This window comes from Comamonas testosteroni (assembly GCF_030505195.1).
Lineage (GTDB): Bacteria > Pseudomonadota > Gammaproteobacteria > Burkholderiales > Burkholderiaceae_C > Comamonas > Comamonas testosteroni_G.
Genome location: NZ_CP129672.1, coordinates 643,744 through 658,637, shown reverse-complemented (window position 1 = coordinate 658,637; position 14,894 = coordinate 643,744). Strand labels below are relative to the sequence as shown.

The window sequence follows — 14,894 nt, the reverse complement described above, 5'->3', positions numbered from 1 at the left end:
CTTTTGCCTTCTACCAGCCGAGGGCTGGTTGCTGCGGCCAGGGATTTGTCTCGTCCGGCTTTTCTTGTTCGCTTGAGCCAGCCAGGCCTACGCCCGGGTGGCATGCCGCACGGGTGATGAAAGGGCTGCTTCATCACTCACGGAGAGCTCTTGCATGTGCCACCTTTGGCCGAAGGTGTGGAAGCTGGAGTTGCGGAGGCAGCCGGTTTTCCTGCCATGAGGGCGCACAGCATCAGTGTTCGGTGCTGGCCTTGGAGGGTTAAGGCGGTTCTTGGTCCGCCAAGCCACAAATAAATATGATGGCGCGTACAAGCCGGCAAAGTTGCAAATCGCAGACAGACAAAAGGGGTTAGATCTTTCGATCTAACCCCTTGTCATTTGGTCGGAGCGGCGGGATTCGAACTCGCGACCCTCTGCTCCCAAAGCAGATGCGCTACCAGGCTGCGCTACGCTCCGAAGCCTCTATTCTAACTACAAAAAATTGCTCATTTTTTGAAATGTCGAATTTTTAATGGTGAGGCGCAATTTATTTTGAACGAGGTGTCGTGGGGGCCGGGCCACGGTTGGCCAGGTGGCGGAAGGTGATGCGGCCCTTGGTCAGGTCGTAGGGCGACATTTCCAAAGACACTTTGTCGCCGGCCAGAATGCGGATGTGGTGCTTGCGCATCTTGCCGCCGGTATAGGCAATCAGTTGGTGACCGTTTTCCAGCGTGACGCGAAAACGCGAGTCAGGCAGGACTTCTGTCACGGAGCCTTGCATTTCAATCAGTTCTTCCTTGGCCATTTGTTCAATCTCTCAGAAAAGGTCAGTTGCGGCGCTTGCTCGTCATCACCACGTAAAAGGCCTGAGCAGTACAAGTGCTCAGGCCTCAGTGTGGCAAGGGCGCTGCGCTGATTGCGCAGACCGAACAAAAGGCCGATATCCAATCAAGCCATGCTGTCAAACAGCATTCAGCTAAACATTGGAATTGTAGCGTCTCGCCTTCGCTTATGCCCTCATAAATGGGTAAAGCGTCGCAGCGATGAGACGGGGGCATGGGGCTTTGTCATGACGCCTGCATCATTGAGATGTCGTGCCCGGGAGGTGGTCTGGATGGGGGAAAACGCCTGTAGCCCTCAAAGACAGCCGCCGCTGCCGTGGTCTTGGCTAGAATCCTGTTCGACAGCTCTATAACTTTGATAGCAAAATTCCATTGTGTCTGACCGACTTGCCGTACTTTCCCAATATTTCTTGCCCAAGCAGGCGCTGACCGCGCTGATGGGAAAACTGGCGCAAGCCGAGGCCGGCGGATTGACGACGGCGGTCATTCGCCGCTTTATCCAGCGCTACCAGGTGAACATGGCCGAAGCGGCCAATCCCGATCCTGCTGCCTACAAGACCTTCAATGCCTTTTTCACACGTGCGCTCAAGGACGGTGTTCGCCCTCTGGCGCAGGCGGACTGGATTTGCCCGGTAGATGGTGCGATCAGCCAGTTCGGCAGGATCGAAGGCGAGCAGATATTTCAAGCCAAGGGGCATCAATACAGTGCGACTGCCCTGGTGGGAGGCGATGCGGCTCTGGCTCGTCAGTTCGATAATGGCAGTTTTGCCACGATCTACCTGAGCCCGCGCGACTATCACCGCATTCATATGCCTTGTGCCGGCAAGCTGCGCAGCATGACCTATGTGCCAGGGGATCTGTTCTCGGTGAATCCGGTTACCGCACGTGGCGTACCCGGCTTGTTCGCGCGCAACGAGCGCGTGGTCTGCGTGTTCGATACCGACCATGGCCCCTTCGTGCTGGTGCTGGTGGGCGCGACGATCGTTGGCAGCATGGCCACGGTGTGGCACGGCCTGGTCAACCCGCCGCGCCCAGGCCATATCCAAACCTGGAATTACGAAGGCGCCGAGGCGGTGACGCTGGCTAGCGGCGAGGAGATGGGGCGCTTTCAGCTTGGCTCCACGGTGGTCATGCTGTTTCCACAAGCGGCAGGCCTGCAGTTCAATCCGCAGTGGCAGCCAGCGGCGCCGGTGCGACTGGGTCAGGTCATGGCCAACGCCCGGATCAAGCTGGGCTGATAGCCGGGTTCCATAGAAAAAGCCGCTGATGCCATGAGCTCAGCGGCTTTCTTGTTTTGATGGATCAAAGAAACCAGGTCAGCGGTTCAGGCCTGCGTTCGGTGGTGAACACCGAGGGGGCAATACTCAGGCGATCGGGCTTTACCGGGTCGTCGTGACCTCGGAGGTAGACCATCAGTTCGCGTCTGCGCAAGATGACATGGCTGACGACTTCGCGTCGGCCATTCTGAGTGACCTCGGTGCCGGGGCGAAACAACGGCATATGAAACAGGCCGCTGCGTGTAGTGGGCGGCGATGCCGCAACTTCATTGGAGGCGAGCTGCATGGGCTTTCCGTAGTAGTGGTGACTGCTTATCGGCAGCGAATCATCAAACTAAAGCCCGAATTGCCGGGCCTGGTTCAACCGGGCTGGGCCAGGGCCTTGAGCAGCTCGGTCTCCACGCGCAACTGGCTGTTGTTGTCCTGCAGTTCAGGGCCTTCGATGAGGAAGGTGTCTTCCACGCGCTCGCCCAGGGTGCTGATCTTTGCCAGATGCACGCTGATATGGTGCTGCGCCAGGATGCGGGCAATGATGTAGAGCAGGCCAGCGCGGTCTGACGCGGAGATGGACAGCAGCCAATGCTGGGCTTTTTCATCGGGGCGCAGGATGACGCGCGGAGCGAATGGAAAGCTCTTGACGCGGCGCGAAAGCCGTCTTTGCGATGGCGTGGGCAGCGGGCCGCCCTGCAGCAGTGTCTGCGTCAGATCGCTTTCCACCATGTGCATGAGCTCGCGGTACTGCTCCTGCATGGTGGGTGCGACGACCTGGAAGGTGTCCAGTGCGTAATCGTTGTTGGCCGTGTGCACGCGCGCATCGAGGATGGAGAATCCGGCCCGGTCGAAGTAGCTGCAGATGCGGGCAAACAGATCGGGCTGGTCGGGTGCATAGACCAGCACTTGCAGGCCTTCGCCGGCCAGCGACCGCCGGGCGCGCACCACGGGCTTGCCCTGGCCCACATGGCGTGAGAGATGGCGGGTATGCCAGGCGATGTCGGCCGCTTCATGGCGCATGAAGTAGCTCACATCCAGTGTCTCCCAGAGTTTCTTGTGGGACTCGAAAGGCTGGGCGGACAGGGCCAGCTGCACCAGTGCCTCGCGCTTGCGGGCTTCGATTTCAGCGGCGGCATCCGGGGCGCGACCACCCAGCACACGCAGGGTCAGTCGATAGGTGTCTTCCAGCAGCTTGCCTTTCCAGGCGCTCCAGACCTTGGGGCTGGTGCCGCGAATGTCGGCCACCGTCAGCAGGTACAAGGCGGTGAGCTTGCGCTCGTTGCCGACGCGTTCGGCAAAGGCGCGAATCACATCGGGGTCGGACAAGTCCTGCTTCTGGGCCACCTGGCTCATGGTCAGGTGCTCGCGCACCAGAAACTCGACCAGATCCGCATCAGCTTTGTCGATCTGGTGGGCGCGGCAAAAACGCTTGACTTCGACGGCGCCGATCACGGAATGATCGCCGCCTCGGCCCTTGCCGATATCGTGGAAGAGGGCAGCCAGATACAGGATCCAGGGCTTGTCCCAGCCTGCGGCGAGCTGGGAGCAGAACGGATACTCATGGGCATGCTCGGCCATGAAGAAGCGGCGCACATTGCGCAGCACCATCAGGATGTGCTGGTCCACGGTGTAGACGTGGAACAGATCATGCTGCATCTGTCCCACGATGCGGCGGAAGGGCCAGAGATAGCGGCCCAGTACCGAGGTCTGATTCATCAGTCGGATGGCATGGGTGATGCCGCGCGGCTGCTGCAGGATTTTCATGAAGGTGGCGCGATTGACCGGATCGTGACGGAAGGCACTGTCCATCACATCGCGGCTGGCATACAGCGCACGCAGGGTGCGCGTCGACAGACCCGTCAATCCCTCATGCTGCTCATACATGAGAAAGGTTTCGAGAATGGCATGCGGATCGCGCTCGTACAGATCGTCGCTGACTACCTCGATGGTGCCGGCCTTCTCGCAAAACCGATCATTGAGCGGAATCAGTTCGTGCGAGCCGGGGTTCAGGCGCTCCTCGATGCTCATGCGCACGATCTGGCACAGCTGGGTCACCGCCTTGGCGGCCCAGTAATAGTGCCGCATCAGGGTCTCGCCAGCGCGCATGGCCAGCTTGCGGCCCTCTGGCGTGGTGGAGCGGTAGCCAAAGGCTTCGGCCACGGCGGTCTGCAGGTCAAAGACCAGCCGGTCCTCATGGCGCCCGGCAGCGGCATGCAGGCGCGCACGGATCAGGCTGAGCAGGGATTCGTTGGATTCGAGCTGCTGGACCTCGAAATGGGTAATCAGGCCTTGCTCGGCCAGCTCATGCCAGCTGTTGCCGAAGCCTGCAGCCTTGGCCAGCCAGAGCATGGTGTGCAGATCGCGCAGCCCGCCGGGCGACTCCTTGCAGTTGGGCTCAAGCGAATAGGGCGTGAAGTCGTATTTGGCATGGCGCTGGCGCATTTCCAGCAGCTTGCCTTCGACAAAGGCTCGGGGCTCGAGCTGCGCACGGAACTGCTGCTCGAAGTCGGCAAACAAGGCCTTGCTACCTGTGATGCGGCGTGACTCCAGCATGGCGGTCTGCACCGTCAGGTCCTGCGCGGCCTCCTGCAGGCATTCGGCAATGCTGCGCACGCTGGAGCCGATTTCCAGGCCTGCATCCCAGCAACTGCTGATGAACTGCTCGATGCTGGCCGCCAATTCCGCAGCCGGCTGTGCACCGCTTTGGGGCAGCAATACCAGCACATCGATGTCCGAATAGGGAAAGAGCTGGGCGCGCCCATATCCGCCCACGGCCAGCAGGGCTGCACCTTCCGGCATCTTCGCGCGCTCCCAGAGAGTGCGCAACAGACCATCGGCGAGTTCACTGAAATGGTGCAGCACTCCGCGCACGCTGCGTCTGCCCAGCGTGGGGTTGCGCAGCAACTCCATCTGCCGGGCCTTTGCCTCGCGGTATTGCTCGCGCAGGCTCTGTAGCGAGGACAGGTCGGAGACGTCGGCAGAGTTGGCGTAGGAGTGGGCAGAGGAGGTCATGCGCAGTAGAAAAAAAGCGTTTCAACAGGGCAAGTGCTTGAGCGTCACCTTAACCCAACTGACTTGGGCTTGAGGCCTGTGATGGCAAAAAGATGAGCGCATGGCGCTTGCAGAACAAGGTCTACAAGCAAAAAATATGCCGCATCCAGCCTTGGCCGGATGCGGCATGCAGATCAGCGGCAGCAGCGTGCTCAGGTGCGGATGGCCGTGATGAAGTCGGGCGGAGTGGGTGAGCCATCGGACCAGGTCAGCACGTCATAGCCGGTCTTGGTGACGGCCAGCATCAGCTCCCACTGGGCGGTCAGGCTGCGATCCTTGGTGACCACGGTCCAGCCGTCGGGCATGGCCTTGATGTCGCGCTTGCCCAGATTCAGCATGGGCTCGATGGTGAAGACCATGCCTTCTTCCAGCACCACACCTTCGCCGGGGCGGCCGTAGTGCAGCACCTGGGGCTCGTCGTGGAACACCTTGCCGATGCCGTGGCCGCAGTATTCACGCACCACGGACAGATTGTTACCCTCCGCGTAGGTCTGGATGGCGTGGCCGATATCGCCCAGCGTGGCGCCGGGCTTGACTTGGGCAATGCCCTTCCACATGGCTTCGAACGTGAGCCTGGACAGACGCTTGGCAGCAATCGTGCCTTCGCCAATGATGAACATGCGGCTGTTGTCACCGAACCAGCCGTCTTCGGTGATGATGGTCACGTCGACATTGACGATATCGCCCTTCTTCAAAGGCTTGTCGTTGGGGATGCCGTGGCACACCACATGGTTGACCGAGGTGCAGACATAGGCCGGGTAGGGCGTCATGCCCGGGGGCTGATAGCCGAGGCAGGCGGTCTTGGTGCCTTGCTCGGCCATGCGCTTGGCGCACAGATCGTCGATCTGCTGGGTGGTGATGCCAGGTTTGATGTGGGGGGTGATGTAGTCCAGCACATCCGAAGCAAAGCGGCCTGCAATGCGCATGCGCTCGATGTCTTCGGGGGTCTTCAGTGTGATGCTCATGGCCGCAATTATCCCATTGCGCGCTTGAACATGCAGGGCTTGTGGGTGTGAGCATTCGGACTAACCCCGAGGCACGGTAAAATCCGAGGCTCACCGAATTCAGCGCTTTGGCCAGGTCCTCTCAAGCAGGGGATTGGTCAGGACGCTTTTCAACAGCCTTCACACAAACAGGCCGCCACGTGACATTGCATCTGACACAGTTTGAGGGTGGAAACGCCCTGAGCTCGTTCCGCGCCCAACAGCTTCTGACCGATCTGGTCGCCATTCACCCCAAGATCACCGGCGTATCTGCACGCTTTGTGCACCTGGTTGCCACCGAGGGTGCAGTTGCGCCCGCATTGCAAGAGCGCCTTTCGGCGCTCTTGACTTATGGAGACCCCTATACGGGCAGCGCTGAAGGCCTGGCCTTTATCGTCACCCCCCGTCTGGGTACCATCTCTCCCTGGGCTTCCAAGGCGACCGATATCGCCCGCAACTGCGGCCTGAATGTGTTCCGTGTGGAACGCATGACCGAGTATCGCGTGGACATGAAATCCGGTCTGCTGGGCGGCAAGCCCGAGCTGTCGACAGAGCAAACCGCTCAGGTCGCCGCTTTGCTGCACGACCGCATGACCGAGTCCGTGTTTGCGACACGCGCAGAAGCCGAGCAACTGTTCAACACCCTGGCCGCACAACCCATGGAGTTTGTGGATGTGCTGGGCGGTGGCCGCGCCGCGCTGGAAACCGCGAACAAGCAATGGGGCCTGGCCCTGGCTGAAGACGAGATCGAGTATCTGGTCAACGCTTTCAGCGACCTCAAGCGCAATCCCACGGACGTGGAGTTGATGATGTTTGCGCAGGCCAACTCCGAGCATTGCCGCCACAAGATCTTCAACGCCAAGTTCACTATCGACGGCGTGGAGCAGGAAAAATCGCTGTTCGGCATGATCCGCAACACCGAAGCCTGCTCGCCCCAGCACACCGTGGTAGCTTATGCCGACAATGCTTCCATCATGGAAGGCCATGAGGTCGAGCGATTTGTCGCCAAGTTCGATGCCAAGGCAGATGCAGTCAGCGCGCCCAGCTATCAGAAGCAGGCGGCTACCAACCATGTGCTGATGAAGGTGGAAACACATAACCACCCCACAGCGATTTCGCCCTTCCCCGGCGCATCGACCGGCAACGGCGGCGAAATCCGTGACGAAGGCGCGACCGGTCGTGGCTCCAAGCCCAAGGCCGGCCTGACCGGCTTTACCGTCTCCAAGCTTTGGGGCAGTGAGGTGGGCAAGCCCGAACATATCGCCAGCCCGCTGCAGATCATGATCGAAGGCCCTCTGGGCGGTGCGGCGTTCAACAACGAGTTTGGCCGCCCCAATCTGACTGGCTATTTCCGCGAGTACGAGCTGCAGGTCGGCGACATCACCCGTGGCTACCACAAGCCCATCATGATCGCTGGCGGCCTCGGCGTGATCGATTCCGAGCTGACCAAGAAGATCGAGTTTCCGGCGGGCACGCTGCTGATCCAGCTGGGCGGCCCCGGCATGCGCATCGGCATGGGCGGCGGGGCAGCCAGCTCCATGGCTTCGGGCACCAATGCCGCCGAACTGGACTTCGACTCGGTGCAGCGCGGCAATCCCGAGATCGAGCGCCGTGCGCAAGAAGTCATCAACCATTGCTGGCAGCAGGGCGCAGGCAACCCCATCCTGGCCATCCACGACGTGGGTGCCGGTGGTATCTCCAATGCCTTCCCCGAGCTGACCAACGATGCCGGGCGCGGTGCACGCTTTGACCTGCGTGCCGTCAAGCTCGAAGAGTCCGGCCTGTCGCCCAAGGAAATCTGGTCCAACGAATCGCAGGAGCGCTATGTGCTGGCCATCGCTCCCGAATCGCTGGAGCAGTTCACGGCCTTCTGCGAGCGCGAGCGCTGCCCGTTTGCCGTGATCGGCACAGCCACCGAAGAACGCCAACTGGTGCTGGAGGACACGGCGGTCGAGTCCGGCGACCAGAAGTTCCCCGTGAACATGCCCATGAACGTGCTGCTGGGCAAGCCGCCCAAGGTGCACAAGGATGTGACCAGCGTGGAGCGCGAGCTGCCCGCCATGGACCTGACCGGCGTGCCGCTGGAAAAGGCCGTGATCGAAGTGCTGGCCCACCCCACGGTGGCTTCCAAGCGCTTTCTGATCACCATTGGCGACCGCGCCGTCGGTGGCCTGACCCATCGCGACCAGATGGTCGGTCCCTGGCAGGTGCCGGTGGCCGACGTGGCCGTGACCCTGGCCGACTACAAGGGCTTCAAGGGTGAAGCCATGGCCATGGGCGAGCGCACGCCGCTGGCCGCCATCAACGCGCCCGCCTCGGGTCGCATGGCCGTGGCCGAAGCCATCACCAATATGCTGGCCGCGCCCATCGAGTTGTCCAAGGTGAAGATGTCGGCCAACTGGATGGCCGCCTGTGGCGAAGCCGGCGAAGACGCTGCGCTGTACGCCACCGTCAAGGCCGTGGGCATGGAGCTGTGCCCCGCGCTGAACATCTCGATTCCCGTGGGCAAGGACTCCCTGTCCATGCGCACCCAGTGGAGCGAGAACGGCCAGACCAAGAAGGTCACCTCGCCCGTGAGCCTGATCATCACCGGCTTTGCCGCCATCGACGATGTGCGCAGCACGCTCACGCCGCAGCTTGACGCCGAGGTGGAGGACAGCACCCTGGTGCTGATCGACCTGGGCCGCGGCAAGATGCGCATGGGCGGCTCCATCATCGGTCAGGTGCTCAATCAGTCGGGCAACGAAGTGCCGGATCTGGACGAGCCCAAGGATCTGATTGCCATGGTGGATGCAGTCAACGCACTGCGCGCCAAGGGACTGATCCTGGCCTACCACGACAGGGGCGACGGCGGCCTGCTGGCCACGGCCGCCGAAATGGCCTTTGCCGGCCATGTGGGCGTGGCCCTGAATGTGGACATGCTGATCACCGAGGGCGACGGCATCTCCGATAGCCGCATGGACAGCGGCGAAGGCAAGAACTGGGGCAAGCAGGTCTCTGGCCGTCGCGAAGACCTGACCCTGCGCGCGCTGTTCAACGAAGAGTTGGGCGCCGTGCTGCAGATCAGGACGCAAGACCGTGCCGAAGTGTTGCAGGTGCTGCGCGAACATGGCCTGATCCAGTGCAGCCATGTCATCGGCAAGACCCGTCCTGCTTCGTCTCCTGTGGACGCCGGCAAGGGCGAGCTGCAGGTGTGGCGTGATGCGAACAAGGTGTTTGGCGCAACCCTGTCCGATCTGCACCAGGTGTGGGATGCCGTGAGCTGGAAGATCACCCAGCAGCGTGACAACCCCGTGTGCGCCGACAGCGAGCATGCTGCTGCGGGAGAACCCACCGACCCCGGCATGCATGTGCATCTGACGTTCGACCCCAAAGAGAACGTGGCAGCGCCCTTCATCCATGTGGCTGCCAAGCCTCGCGTGGCGGTGCTGCGCGAGCAGGGCGTGAACTCCCATGTGGAAATGGCCTACGCCTTCACCGAAGCCGGCTTTGATGCGGTGGACGTGCACATGAGCGACCTTCAGTCCGGCCGTGCGCAGCTCAAGGACTTCGCTGGTGTGGTGGCCTGCGGCGGCTTCAGCTATGGCGACACCCTGGGGGCGGGCATTGGCTGGGCGCGTTCCATCACCTTCAACGACCGTCTGTCCGAGCAGTTCCAGGCTTTCTTCGGTCGTACCGATACCTTCGGTCTGGGCGTTTGCAACGGCTGCCAGATGTTCGCTGAGCTGGCCGACATCATCCCCGGTGCGCAGGACTGGCCGCGCTTCACGCAGAATCAGAGCAACCGCTTCGAAGCCCGTCTGAGTATGGTGGAAGTGCTGGAGTCGCCCAGCCTGTTCCTGCAAGGCATGGCCGGCTCCCGCCTGCCCATCGCCGTGGCGCATGGTGAGGGCTTTGCCAACTTCCAGTTCCGTGGCGATGCCGAGCAAGTGGTCAAGGCCATGCGCTATGTAGACAACCACGGCCAGCCTACGGAACAGTATCCTTTCAACCCCAACGGCTCGACCGGTGGCTTGACTGCGGTGACCACGGCCGACGGTCGCTTCACGGCCATGATGCCCCACCCCGAGCGCGTGTTCCGCAATGTGCAGATGAGCTGGACTTCGGGTGACAAGTCCGAATTCAGCCCCTGGATGCACGTATGGCGCAACGCGCGCAAGTGGTTGGGTTGATCCCCTGGCACTGCTAGTGCAATCAAAAGGCTCTGCATTTTGCAGAGCCTTTTTTCATGGAGGTTCGGGGGAGCTCCAGCGCGGCGCCGAGGCGCTGCCGGGTATGAGCGCTGGCAGAGCCTGCATCTGGATGCAATCTAAATGATAATCACTATTGATTGAGTATTTCCAAGGAATCTCGAAAGAGAGCTGAAACCCGCCATGCCAACTAGCACCAGTCCCCTGCACCAGGAGGTTGCCCGTCTCTATACCGAGCACCACGGCTGGTTGCACGGCTGGCTGCGCAGAAGACTTGGCGACGTGCACCAGGCGGGCGATCTGGCGCATGACACGTTCCTGCGCTTGCTGGCGCGTCAGGAGCCGGTATCGGCTCGCGAGCCCAAGGCCTTCCTGACCACGGTGGCGCAGCGCGTGCTTGCCAATCATTACCGTCGCCAGCAACTGGAGCGCGCCTATCTCGAGGCATTGGCTCAGTTGCCGCCGGTTCTGGCGCCATCCCCCGAGGAACGTGCTTTGCTGCTCGAAGCGCTGGACGAAATCGATCGCATGCTTGATGGCCTTGCTGTGCCGGTACGCCAGGCTTTTCTGCTGTCCCAACTCGACGGCATGAAGCAGGCCGAGATTGCCCAGGAACTGGGGATCTCGATCACCACGGTCAAGCGCTACCTGATGCAGGCCGGCATGCGCTGCTTTGCGGCGGTAGCCGCATGAATGAGCAGCGGCTTTCCTCTGCCGAAACGGAGATCTCTGCGCAAGGCTTGCCGGCAACGGCGCCAGACGTCCCTGCAGACCTGGCCAGGCAGGCCGTCGAGTGGTGGCTTCAGTTGCAGGAGGAGCCGGACAGCGCCCTGCTGCAGTCGCAGTGGCATGCCTGGCGTGCTAAGGATCCCTTGCACGAGCAGGCCTGGCAGCGTATCGAGGTCGTACAGCAGCGCCTGCAAGGTCTGGGCGACACGCCACTTGCGGCGCTGGCGAGGTCCGCCCTGGTATCCAGGCGTGGCGGGGATCGACGTCGTGCGATGCAGGCCCTGCTACTTCTGGTGCTTGGCGGTGGCGCGGCCTGGCAGATGGAGGCACACATGCCTTGGCGCAATTGGGTCGCCGATGTGCGTACGGCGCGTGGTGAGCGCCGCCGTTTGACCCTGCCCGACGGCACGCAACTGGTGCTGATCGGTGGCAGCGCGCTGGATATTGCCTTTGGTGCCACCGAGCGGCGGTTGCTGTTGCGGGCGGGTGATATCCATGTGGTGACTGCAGTAGATTCGCAGCAGCCAGCAAGGGCTCTGGTCGTGCAGACCGAGGCGGGCGAGATGTGGCCTCTGGGTACCCGCTTTACCGTGCATGTCGACGAAGGACCGCGCAGTCTGGTCGCTGTCTATGAAGGGGCGGTGCGGCTGCGGCCACGGCTGCAGCCGCAGCAAGAGCGTGTGCTGCCGGCCGGGCAGCAGGCCTGGCTCGATATGCGAGCAGTGGCCGCTGCCGTGCCGACATACGAGGAGCAGTCGGCCTGGATTGACGGCATGCTGGTGGCGCGCAATATGCGCCTGGATGCCGTGCTGCAGGCGCTGCAGCCCGCCACCACTGTTTCCCTGGTTTGCCATCCTGCGGTAGCGGGTCTCAAAGTCTCCGGGACTTACCCCCTGGATGACGTGCCGCGCATCATGGCCACGTTGGGCACCTTGCTGCAACTGCAAGTGCGCTCCATGCGCCGCTGGTGGGGAGGGCCGGAGCTGGTTATCGGCCCCATGGGGGCACTTTAGGCTGGTTGCTGTGGCTGGCTTGCACGGATTCCTGTCTTTTCAAAATAGATAGCGATTTTCGCTTGATATGCATGGATTTAAGATTGATAAGGCATTGAAATCTATATAAAGCATTCGGTTGGTGCTATTTATTTTTTTATTTCACTGCCCGGAGCATTCAATGAGTGCCGGAGCCTGAGTCCCTGTCTTTCAAATTTTTTGTTCCAAGGTGGTCTGTTTTCCCGCTTCGCGGGACATGCAGGAAGAGGGCTGCTTCGCATTGCCCGGGCTGATCTGTTTCGTTGCCGGAACGGGTTGTGTATTCCTTGCTTCTTGGGGCTGCGGCCCTTGATCACCATGGCCTTTACTACGCCAACTTCCCCGGTATCTTTTGCTTCCTTGTCCTGTGTTTCAGGCGCCTCAGAGGGCGCAGGACTGGCTCCCACGGCCCGTGCCGTCCGCCTGCTGGCATGCACTTTGGCTGCTGCAGCATGGACGGGCATGCCGTCCCTGGCCATCGCCCAGAGCGGCGTGTCTGCAGGAGTTGCAGCCGAGGCCGGCAGCGATGAGGTTCGTGACTATCGCATTCCCTCAGGCTCACTGGATGAGGTGCTGAATCGCTTTGGTCGTGAATCAGGCCTGTTGCTGTCGTTCACGCAGGACCAGGTCCAGGGCTTGAGCAGCCCCGGCGTGCACGAGCGTGCCACGGCGCAGCAGGCCCTCAATCGCCTGCTCGCCGGCACCGGCCTGGTGGCTCAGCGTTCGCCGCAAGGTGCCTTGCTGCTGCGCAAGATGGGGCAGCCTGTATCGGACGGTGCAGCGGCATTGTCCGAAGTGACCGTGACCTCGAAATACGATGCGGCCATGAGCGGCTATGCGGCCAACGACCGCCCGACGGCCACCAAGCTGGGCGGCACGCTGATGGAAACACCGCGTTCCGTCTCCATCGTGAGCCAGGAACAGATCAAGAACCAGGCGCCCAAGACCATCGAGCAGGCACTGTCGTATACGGCCGGCGTCACCACGGAGGTGACGGGAGCCGACCTGCGCATGACGGGTGCCATCATTCGGGGATTCAGCGACGGCAGCTCCTACTACAAGGACGGGCTGCGCCAGTTTTCGGCCGGCACCTATGGGTCGTGGAACGATGAGATCGATGAACTCGAGAGCATCGAGGTCATCAAGGGACCGGCCTCGGTGCTCTTTGGGCAGGGGCGGCCCGGCGGCGTGATCAATGTGGTGTCCAAGAAGCCCGACGCCGATCATGTCAACAGCGTCGGCATCTCCTACGGCCGATACCAGCGTGCCCAGCTGACGGCCGACCTGGGCGGCGCCCTGAGTGAAAGCGGTGATGTGCTTTATCGGCTCAACCTCAAGGGGCGCGACAGCAATAGTCGTACCGTGGGTTCGCGTGACGACCGCATCTCCATCGCTCCTTCGCTGCGCTGGAACATATCCGCCCAGACGCGTCTGACTCTGCTCGGAAGCTACTCACGCGAGCGGGGGACGCCAAAGTCCTGGTGGCCCAGTCTGTTCACCTACCCCCAGATCAAGAACCTGTCATCCAGGCTGACCGCTGGTGATCCGGCATTTGACCGTTTCGACCGCAACACCCAGTCGATAGGCTATGAGTTCGGACACCTGACCGACAGCGGCTGGCAGCTCTCCCAGAACCTGCGCTATTCCACCATCGATATCGACTACCGTCACATCTATGCCATGGACGTGCTGGCCGACGGCCACAGCATCTCGCGCGCGAACCTGGCCCAGCGCACCAAGGGCAAGACCCTGGCCATGGACAGCCGCGTGCAGAAAGACTTGCGCTGGGGTGAGTTGCAGCACCGCCTAGCTTTCGGTCTGGACCATACGCGGTACAGGGAACGTGGCGGCCTGGGTTTTGGCTGGGACGTACCCGATCTTGATCTGAATGCCCCGCTATACGGCCAGTCCATTGCCATGCCCGAGCTGGAGGACAGCCACTCCAACCTGCTCCAGACCGGCATCTACACGCTCAACCAGCTGCAGTACGGGCGCTGGATTGCCAATCTGAGTCTGCGCCACGATACGGCCCGCACCACGCAGAACAGCATTGCGCAGCCGCGTATCAGCGATAGCGACACAACGGGCAGCGCCGGCCTGCTCTACCAGTTCGAAAGCGGCTGGGCACCTTATGCGAGCTATGCCACCTCGTTCGATCCGACCACCGGCCTGGCTTATGACGGCAGCGCATTTGTCCCACGTCGCGGCAAGCAGTACGAGGTGGGCGTGAAGTATCAGCCCGCAGGCAGCAGCACGCTGATCACTGCTTCGGTCTTCGATCTGCGCCAGAGCAATGTGATCACGCAGGACCCGGCCCATCCGCGCTTCAGCATCCAGACCGGCGAAGTGCGCTCCACCGGCCTGGAGCTGGAAGCGCGTATCGGCCTGACGCGAGAACTCAGCAGCTTGTTGAGCTACACCTGGCTGGACCCTCGCACCACGCAAAGCACCCGCGCCGCCGAAGTGGGGCGCCAGACCCTGCAGACCACGCGCCATGCGGCCAGCATCTGGCTGGACTACCGTCCGCGTGCTTTCCCTGGGCTGATGCTGGCCGGCGGTGTGCGCTACAAAGGCCGTTCGCCCTATAACGTGGCATCGGATGGCCGTCTGAACTTCAACGACGCGGTCACCGTGGCCGACCTGGCCGTGGCCTACGACACGCCCAGATACCGCATTGCGCTGAACATCAACAACCTGTTCAACAAGACATATTTCGCGGGCATCTTCCGCGGTGTCGACCGCGAGGCCAATTTGAGCGTCCAATACTATTGGTAAGCAAAAGTATCGAGGATGCCGTGGCTTGAATGCGGCGGAGTCGGTA

Annotated in this window: 9 protein-coding genes and 1 tRNA gene; 5 read left to right on the top strand and 5 right to left on the bottom strand. The window is 61.7% G+C overall.

Annotation, left to right across the window (positions count from 1 at the left end; all coding sequences use genetic code 11):
* Positions 1 to 379: 379 nt before the first annotated feature.
* Together QYQ99_RS02880 and infA are read right to left on the bottom strand one after the other, a co-directional pair.
* Positions 380 to 456 (bottom strand) — tRNA-Pro (locus tag QYQ99_RS02880).
* A 70-nt stretch (positions 457 to 526) separates the two neighbouring features.
* Entirely contained in the window at positions 527 to 784 is a 258-nt protein-coding gene (gene infA, locus QYQ99_RS02875) for a translation initiation factor IF-1 (RefSeq protein WP_302091344.1), read from the bottom strand.
* A gap of 411 nt (positions 785 to 1,195) precedes the next feature.
* On the opposite strand from infA, the gene asd reads away from it, so the two are divergent.
* Positions 1,196 to 2,059, top strand: coding sequence for an archaetidylserine decarboxylase (gene asd / locus QYQ99_RS02870; RefSeq protein ID WP_302091343.1), 864 nt, complete (start codon positions 1,196 to 1,198; stop codon positions 2,057 to 2,059).
* Between the two features lie 64 nt (positions 2,060 to 2,123).
* Here asd and QYQ99_RS02865 read toward each other — a convergent pair whose 3' ends face one another.
* The 3 genes from QYQ99_RS02865 to map form a co-directional block, all read right to left on the bottom strand.
* Positions 2,124 to 2,384 carry a hypothetical protein gene (locus tag QYQ99_RS02865; protein ID WP_302091342.1) on the bottom strand — a complete coding sequence of 87 codons (261 nt, stop codon included), beginning with the start codon at positions 2,382 to 2,384 and terminating at the stop codon, positions 2,124 to 2,126.
* 74 nt (positions 2,385 to 2,458) lie between these two features.
* On the bottom strand, positions 2,459 to 5,101 hold the full coding sequence (locus QYQ99_RS02860) for a [protein-PII] uridylyltransferase (protein WP_302091341.1): 2,643 nt from the start codon (positions 5,099 to 5,101) through the stop codon (positions 2,459 to 2,461).
* A gap of 191 nt (positions 5,102 to 5,292) precedes the next feature.
* Positions 5,293 to 6,105 carry a type I methionyl aminopeptidase gene (map, locus tag QYQ99_RS02855; protein ID WP_302091340.1) on the bottom strand — a complete coding sequence of 271 codons (813 nt, stop codon included), beginning with the start codon at positions 6,103 to 6,105 and terminating at the stop codon, positions 5,293 to 5,295.
* A 179-nt stretch (positions 6,106 to 6,284) separates the two neighbouring features.
* On the opposite strand from map, the gene purL reads away from it, so the two are divergent.
* The 4 genes from purL to QYQ99_RS02835 all read left to right on the top strand — a co-directional run bounded on the left by purL (position 6,285) and on the right by QYQ99_RS02835 (position 14,848).
* Positions 6,285 to 10,295 carry a phosphoribosylformylglycinamidine synthase gene (gene purL, locus QYQ99_RS02850; protein WP_302091339.1) on the top strand — a complete coding sequence of 1,337 codons (4,011 nt, stop codon included), beginning with the start codon at positions 6,285 to 6,287 and terminating at the stop codon, positions 10,293 to 10,295.
* 201 nt (positions 10,296 to 10,496) lie between these two features.
* On the top strand, positions 10,497 to 11,006 hold the full coding sequence (locus QYQ99_RS02845; RefSeq protein ID WP_003056515.1) for a sigma-70 family RNA polymerase sigma factor: 510 nt from the start codon (positions 10,497 to 10,499) through the stop codon (positions 11,004 to 11,006).
* Positions 11,003 to 12,055 (top strand): FecR family protein, encoded by a 1,053-nt coding sequence (locus QYQ99_RS02840; RefSeq protein ID WP_302091338.1) that lies wholly within the window; start codon positions 11,003 to 11,005, stop codon positions 12,053 to 12,055. The genes QYQ99_RS02845 and QYQ99_RS02840 overlap by 4 nt, the downstream gene beginning before the upstream one ends.
* Before the next feature lie 480 nt (positions 12,056 to 12,535).
* Positions 12,536 to 14,848: a TonB-dependent siderophore receptor gene (locus tag QYQ99_RS02835; protein WP_302093101.1), complete on the top strand. Its 2,313-nt coding sequence runs from the start codon at positions 12,536 to 12,538 to the stop codon at positions 14,846 to 14,848.
* Positions 14,849 to 14,894 lie beyond the last annotated feature (46 nt).

What these genes read in the sequence shown, in the direction of transcription:
- infA (WP_302091344.1), bottom strand. Translation starts at nt 784, where the DNA reads ATGGCCAAGGAAGAACTGATTGAAATGCAAGGCTCCGTGACAGAAGTC.
- QYQ99_RS02845 (WP_003056515.1), top strand. Translation starts at nt 10,497, where the DNA reads ATGCCAACTAGCACCAGTCCCCTGCACCAGGAGGTTGCCCGTCTCTAT.
- QYQ99_RS02860 (WP_302091341.1), bottom strand. Translation starts at nt 5,101, where the DNA reads ATGACCTCCTCTGCCCACTCCTACGCCAACTCTGCCGACGTCTCCGAC.
- QYQ99_RS02835 (WP_302093101.1), top strand. Translation starts at nt 12,536, where the DNA reads ATGCCGTCCCTGGCCATCGCCCAGAGCGGCGTGTCTGCAGGAGTTGCA.
- QYQ99_RS02865 (WP_302091342.1), bottom strand. Translation starts at nt 2,384, where the DNA reads ATGCAGCTCGCCTCCAATGAAGTTGCGGCATCGCCGCCCACTACACGC.
- map (WP_302091340.1), bottom strand. Translation starts at nt 6,105, where the DNA reads ATGAGCATCACACTGAAGACCCCCGAAGACATCGAGCGCATGCGCATT.
- QYQ99_RS02840 (WP_302091338.1), top strand. Translation starts at nt 11,003, where the DNA reads ATGAATGAGCAGCGGCTTTCCTCTGCCGAAACGGAGATCTCTGCGCAA.